Source organism: Lamprobacter modestohalophilus (genome assembly GCF_016583905.1).
In the GTDB taxonomy this organism is placed as follows: domain Bacteria; phylum Pseudomonadota; class Gammaproteobacteria; order Chromatiales; family Chromatiaceae; genus Lamprobacter; species Lamprobacter modestohalophilus.
This window is the reverse complement of sequence record NZ_NRRY01000009.1, coordinates 115,214-121,291: the sequence shown is the minus strand read 5'-3', so window position 1 is coordinate 121,291 and position 6,078 is coordinate 115,214. Positions and strand designations below refer to the sequence as shown.

Annotated in this window: 7 protein-coding genes; all 7 read right to left on the bottom strand. The window is 59.8% G+C overall.

Features of this window, described 5'->3' with window-relative positions; all coding sequences use genetic code 11:
* Nucleotides 1-126: 126 nt before the first annotated feature.
* The 7 genes from CKO42_RS08055 to cheY all read right to left on the bottom strand — a co-directional run bounded on the left by CKO42_RS08055 (nt 127) and on the right by cheY (nt 6,078).
* A complete protein-coding gene (locus tag CKO42_RS08055) occupies nt 127-345 on the bottom strand; it encodes a MotA/TolQ/ExbB proton channel family protein (RefSeq protein WP_200241794.1) in 219 nt (72 codons plus the stop codon).
* 33 nt (nt 346-378) lie between these two features.
* On the bottom strand, nt 379-1,092 hold the full coding sequence (locus CKO42_RS08050) for an RNA polymerase sigma factor FliA (protein WP_200241792.1): 714 nt from the start codon (nt 1,090-1,092) through the stop codon (nt 379-381).
* A gap of 30 nt (nt 1,093-1,122) precedes the next feature.
* Nucleotides 1,123-1,626, bottom strand: a complete 504-nt coding sequence (locus CKO42_RS08045; protein WP_200241790.1) for a flagellar protein FlhE — start codon at nt 1,624-1,626, stop codon at nt 1,123-1,125.
* Nucleotides 1,627-1,630: 4 nt separating this feature from the next.
* A complete protein-coding gene (gene flhA, locus CKO42_RS08040) occupies nt 1,631-3,658 on the bottom strand; it encodes a flagellar biosynthesis protein FlhA (protein WP_242479224.1) in 2,028 nt (675 codons plus the stop codon).
* Nucleotides 3,659-3,708: 50 nt separating this feature from the next.
* Nucleotides 3,709-4,875, bottom strand: a complete 1,167-nt coding sequence (flhB, locus tag CKO42_RS08035) for a flagellar biosynthesis protein FlhB (protein ID WP_200241785.1) — start codon at nt 4,873-4,875, stop codon at nt 3,709-3,711.
* 107 nt (nt 4,876-4,982) lie between these two features.
* Nucleotides 4,983-5,648, bottom strand: a complete 666-nt coding sequence (cheZ, locus tag CKO42_RS08030; RefSeq protein WP_200241783.1) for a protein phosphatase CheZ — start codon at nt 5,646-5,648, stop codon at nt 4,983-4,985.
* 40 nt (nt 5,649-5,688) lie between these two features.
* Nucleotides 5,689-6,078, bottom strand: coding sequence for a chemotaxis response regulator CheY (gene cheY / locus CKO42_RS08025; RefSeq protein ID WP_200241781.1), 390 nt, complete (start codon nt 6,076-6,078; stop codon nt 5,689-5,691).

Below are 6,078 nucleotides of genomic sequence, written 5' to 3'. Positions count from 1 at the left end.
GCAATGGGGGCAGCAAACAGGTTCAAGTACCATAACTAAAGATCCCGAAAGTTTACCGTTAACAGTAGAATAGTATATAATTTTCTTTGATCAAAAAATATCACCGGTACAGATCAAGAACACTACCTAGGTGTTCTCGCGCCTGAAAACCACCCCGACGAGGCCAACAACCCGCAGCACTTCACGCAATGGGTAGCTAATAAAGGTCGCCGCCATGGTTCCTGTCAGCACGATGGCGAGGCCGGGCAAGTTGAGAAAGCTGTCAGGAGACTCAGCGGTGAAGAAGAGGACGGTGCCGAGCAATAACATGCTGGCCAAGATGCCGATGAAAGTAGACGGATTCATGGATGCTTAACGCTACTACAAAACAACTGGGTGTTACTGACCGGCCTCGGCCTCATGGAGCCGCGCTCTGATCCGACTGAGCGCTTGGCTGTGGAGCTGGCAGACACGCGACTCGCTGACCCCCAGAACGGCCCCGATCTCCTTCAGATTGAGCTCTTCCTGGTAGTAGAGCGCCATCATCAGTTTTTCGCGCTCGGGCAGGGCATCGATGCTCTCGATGAGCCGCTGGCGCTGTTCGCTATCCAGCAGGTTGTTGAGCGAGGGGTCGCTGGGGCGGTTCGCCGCCCCCGGCTCGATTCCCTCCTGGATGAGTTCCTCGAAGGGCAAGAATTGGCCATTGTTGGTATCGCTCAGGAGTTGTCGGTAGTCCGATAGCTCGATCTCCATTTCCGCGGCGATCTCGTGCTCCTCAGGGGCGCGACCCAGACGCTGCTCCAGCCGATGGATGGCCTCATCCATCGCCCGGGCATTGCGACGAACGCTGCGTGGCAGCCAATCGCGGCTGCGCAGCTCATCGAGCATCGCGCCACGAATGCGCTGGTTGGCAAAGGTCGCAAAACTGGCGCCCTGGCTCGCGTCGAAACGCCCCAAGGCCTCGAGCAGTCCAAGCGTCCCGGCCTGAATCAGATCGTCAAGCTCGATACTTGAAGGCAGTTTGACCTGGAGCGCGAGCGCCTGCCGGCGCACCTGCGGCAAATACTGTGTCACGAGCTCGTGCTGGTCGATCTTGCCTTTGGCAGTATACATCCCGTTTGCCTTGCTCTCTTAGATCATCCGTCACAGGTAATTGACGATGAGCTGTATTCCACGCACGACCACGGCCTGCTGTTGCGGTTGGTCGAGAGAGAAATGAAACCGTAGTGGCTGCGTTGCCGGGAGTCCTGCAAGCGCGCGGCTCCTGCCGCGCATCGTTGCAACCGCCACACAGTCATCAGCCTGACACAGTCGCCCCTTCAAGGTGGCGCCTGGAGGTGCCTCGAAGCGCCAAATCACGCTGTGGATCTCGCCTGCGCGCACCGAAGCCGGTGGCAGTAAGGGGACCGAGAGACTTTCCCGCTCGGCCATGCTGACCCGCAGCGCAGGTGCGGTCGCGACCCAGCTACCAGCGGCAAAGGCGCTCAATCCGCTGAACCCTGCGACCAAGCATATCGTCAACAGGGCAGTGCGGGCCGTGGTCGTCGCCGGCAGGTCCTGTGCCAGCCTTTGCCATCTTTTGGCGGAGGCGATGAGGTCGACGATGAGGTCGACGATCTGGTCGACGATGAGCGGGCTAAGTCCCATCACGCTACTTGCCTCCAATCAATTGCGTCACACGCAGGGTGCGATCATCCGGGATCTCGGCCTGGGACATGACCACCAAGTGGCGCAAGCGCCGGCGCAGGAAGCGCGCGAGCACCGCGCGCAGGCTGTGTTGGACGACCAGCACCGGCGGATCGCCACCGGCCTCCTGACGCGTGAGCGCCTTTTCCGCTTGTTGCATCAGTGTTTCAGCCAATCCCGGCTCGAGTGCCCCGTTACCGCTCATGGCTTGCAGTAAGACCTGCTCGAGCTGGGTGTCCAGACCAATCACTCGCAGCACCTTCTCGCCGGGGAACCACTGCTGGATGATGGCACGCCCGAGCGCGATACGGACCGCGGCTGTCAGTTCGGCAAGATCCTGCTGTTGTGGTGCATGTTCGGCCAGCGTGTCGAGGATGCTGCGAAGGTCGCGGATCGGCACCTCTTCGACGAGCAGATTCTGCAATAGGCGCTGGAATGCCGTCAGCGAGACCAGCTTCGGCACCACCTCTTCAACCAAACCTTTCTGCTCGTCCCCGAGCTTGTCGAGCAGATTCTGGACTTCAGCACGGCCGAGCATCTCAGCGGCATGCCGGTGGAGCAGGTGATTCAGGTGGGTGGCGACCACGGTGCTGGCATCCACCACCGTATAGCCGTAGACCTGGGCATGCTCGCGCTGCTCACTGCCGATCCAAACCGCGGCCAGGCCAAAGGCCGGGTCTTGCGTTGGTGTTCCCTCCAGCTTGCCGGTGACCTGCCCGGGATCGATCGCAAGCCATTTGCCGGGGAAGACCTCGGAGCGACCGATCTCGGCGTCTTTGAGTGAGACCAGATAGGTATTTGGCCCCAGCTCCAAATTATCTCGGATATGCACCACCGGCGGTAGGAAGCCAACGTCCTGTGCAAACTTCTTGCGCACGCTCTTGATACGACCGAGCAGCTCGCCTTGTTGGCGTTGATCGACCAGAGGGATCAAGCGGTGCCCGACCTCGAGGCCGAGGGTGTCGACCAGTTGCACATCGTCCCAACTTGCCTCAGGCGCCTCCTGTGTGGTTGTCGTTGGCTGTGCAACCGCTTCCTCGACGAGCAGTATTTTCCGCTGATGCAGGAGATACCAGGCAAGACCGCCGAGGAGGGAGGTAAAGATTAGAAACACCAGATTGGGCATGCCCGGCACCATGCCCAACATGCCCATCACGATCGCAGCCAGGATCAACACCTGCGGGTTGATGAACAGCTGACCAATCATCTGCTGCCCGACATCCTGCTCGGTGTTGACCCGAGAGACCGTCACACCGGCTGCAGTTGAGATCACCAGTGCCGGGATCTGCGCGACCAGGCCGTCGCCGATGGTCATCAGCGTATAGGTGCGCCCGGCTTCAGCGAAGCTCATGTCATGCTGCATCATGCCGATCAGCAGGCCACCGATGATATTGATCACCATGATCACCAGTCCGGCGGTTGCGTCGCCGCGCACGAACTTACTGGCACCATCCATCGAGCCGTAGAAATCCGCCTCTTGTGAGACCTCGCCGCGGCGTCTGCGTGCATCGTCCTCGCCGATCAGTCCGGCATTGAGATCCGCGTCGATCGCCATCTGCTTACCTGGCATGGCATCGAGCATGAAGCGCGCGCCGACCTCGGCGATACGTCCGGCGCCTTTGGTGATGACCATGAAATTGATGATCACCAAGATCAGAAAGACCACTAGGCCGACGGCGAAATTACCGCCGATCAGGAACTCGCCGAAGGCCTGGATGACCTTGCCGGCGCTATCGCCGCCCTGATGGCCATCCATCAGGATGACCCGGGTTGAGGCGACATTGAGCGAGAGCCGCAGCAAGGTCGTAAACAGCAGGACCGCCGGAAAGGCCGCGAAATCCAGCGGTTTTTGCGTGAACATGCTCACCAGCAACACAAGGATGGCCAGGGCGATGTTGAAGGTGAACAGCAGGTCGAGGATGAACGGCGGCAGCGGCAAGATCATCATGCTGAGAATCAGCAAGATGAGCACCGGCCCAGCCAGCACCTTCATCTGCACATTGCCAAGCCAGGCCTGTTTCTCGAGCAGTGCGCTCAAGGCGGTCATGTCCGCGCCTCAGGGTTGGTCTGGTCTGCTGGAACCTGAAGTTCCTTTGGTATCGGTAGCTGTTGTGGCAGCGGCGGAGGCAGACCGCCTTCGCGATGAAAATGCCGTAGCTGGAAGGCCCAAGCCATCACTTCAGCGACCGCGGTATAGAGTGCCATCGGAATTTCAGCATCGAGATCGACGTAGCGGTAGAGCGCCCGGGCGAGCGGCGGTGCCTCCAACCGAGGCACGCCATGCGTGTCGCCAATCTCGCAGATGCGAGCGGCGACCAGATCAACGCCCTTCGCGACCAGGCGCGGCGCTGACATACCTTGCTCATCGTACCTGAGTGCGACGGCATAGCGACGTGGATTGGTGATGATAACGTCCGCTTCGGGGACTTTGGTCATCATCCGACCGCGTGCCATCGCCTGCTGTTGCTGACGAATACGGGCCTTGACCTGAGGGTCTCCGTCTGATTCCTTGTGCTCACGCTTAACCTCTTCCTTGGTCATCTTCAGCTTCTTGGAGTGGCTCCAGAGCTGATAAGGGATATCAATGAGAATGACCACGAGCAAGGCCAATACCATAAGGCCGCTCGCCATCACGGCGAGCTCTAGGGTATTCGCCAGCGCCTGCTGTATCGGCTGATCCATCAAGTCCATGTAATGCCCACGGTGCGCCATCAGGAAGGCGACTGCGACGCTGCCGACAAGGACTGATTTCGCAATCGCCTTGGCCAGCTCAACCAGCGCCTGGACACCGAGAACCCGCTTGATCCCTTTCACCGGGTTGAGCTTGGAAAGCTGCGGCTGAAGCGACTTGGCCGAGACCAGCCATCCACCGAGCAAGACGGGGGCGACGAGGGCCGCGAGCGTGAGCATGAGAAAGATGGGCAGCATGACATAGAGGCTGCGCTCGACCAGGTCGGTTGCCTTCACGAGCATCGGCAACACCTCGAACGCCTCACGCCGCTCGAACAGGAACGCCTGCTCCATGATCAGGCCAAGCTGATCGTAGATCATCGCGCCGCCAGCCCAGAAGCTGCCGACGCCGACCATCAGCAACATAAAGGTGCTCAGCTCGCGGGAACGCGCAACCTGGCCCTCTTCACGCGCCTTCTCTAAGCGTCGCGGGGTGGCTTCTTCGGTTTTTTCTTGGTCGTTGCCTTGGTCTTCAGCCATCGCAAGTCATCGAGCACGCGGGTTGATCGCCACCAGCATTCATGGGAGGCGGGCTGCGCAACAGCGATGGTGCCTTTGGCAGAGAGACTGGGCAAGCGGTCGCTTGTTCAGAATCCGAGCTCGTCGAGCAGCGAGTCGACCTGATCCTGACTGCCCATCACGTCGTTGGCCTCGGGATTGATCTGCGGCCCGTTGAGTAGGCTATCCGAGCGGCTGCTATCAGCTCGGCGCTGCATCTCATCACGCGCCTGGCCTTCCGGCACGCTATCGATCAGCACCTGCACGAGCTGGTTCTCAATCTCTCTGATCACCTCCATCATCCGTTTGATCACTTGGCCGGTCAGGTCTTGGAAGTCCTGCGCCATCATGATGTCGAGCAGTTCCTTATTGGTGGCCTGCGTTTTCTCCGGAACCTCGGCGAGAAAGGTGCGCGTGTCCTCGACGATGGCGCGTGCGGCATCCAACTCTCGAGGCTCTGAAAACCACTCGGCCCAACGCTTATCGAGTGCTTCGGCGCGGCTCGCAAGCTCTTCCTGCAGCGGCTGCGCCCGATCAATGGCGTTGAGCGCGCGATGCGCTGCCTGCTCGGTCATATTGGCGATGTAGTTGAGCCGATCGCGGGCATCGGGGATGGCCTCTGCAGCCTTCTCGATCTCCTTATCGAGACCAAGCTCGCGCATGCTGTCGCGCAGCAGGCGGGTCAGGTTCCCGATTCGGGAGATCAGCACATCCATGCCCTGCTGATCATCCTGCGGCTTTTGTGTCGTGGTCATTGTCTGTCTCCAGCAATCCTGGACTGTCGTCGTTTCGCTGCTACCAGCCCAGTTTCTCGAAGATCTTGTTCAATTTTTCATCGAGCGTGGCGGCGGTGAACGGCTTGACCACATAGCCGCTCGCACCCGCTTGGGCGGCAGCAATGATATTTTCCTTCTTGGCCTCGGCCGTGACCATCAGAACGGGTAAGTCTTTGAGGTCTGGATCAGCGCGGATCTGCTTGAGCATTTCCATCCCATCCAGGTTGGGCATGTTCCAGTCTGCGACCACGAAATTGAACCCACCGGCCTTGAGCTTGTTCAGCGCGTCCTGGCCATCCTCGGCCTCATCGACGTTGGTGAAGCCAAGCTCCTTCAGCAGGCTGCGCACAATGCGCCGCATGGTCGGAAAGTCGTCGACGACCAGTATGCCAATATTTTTGTCTACCAT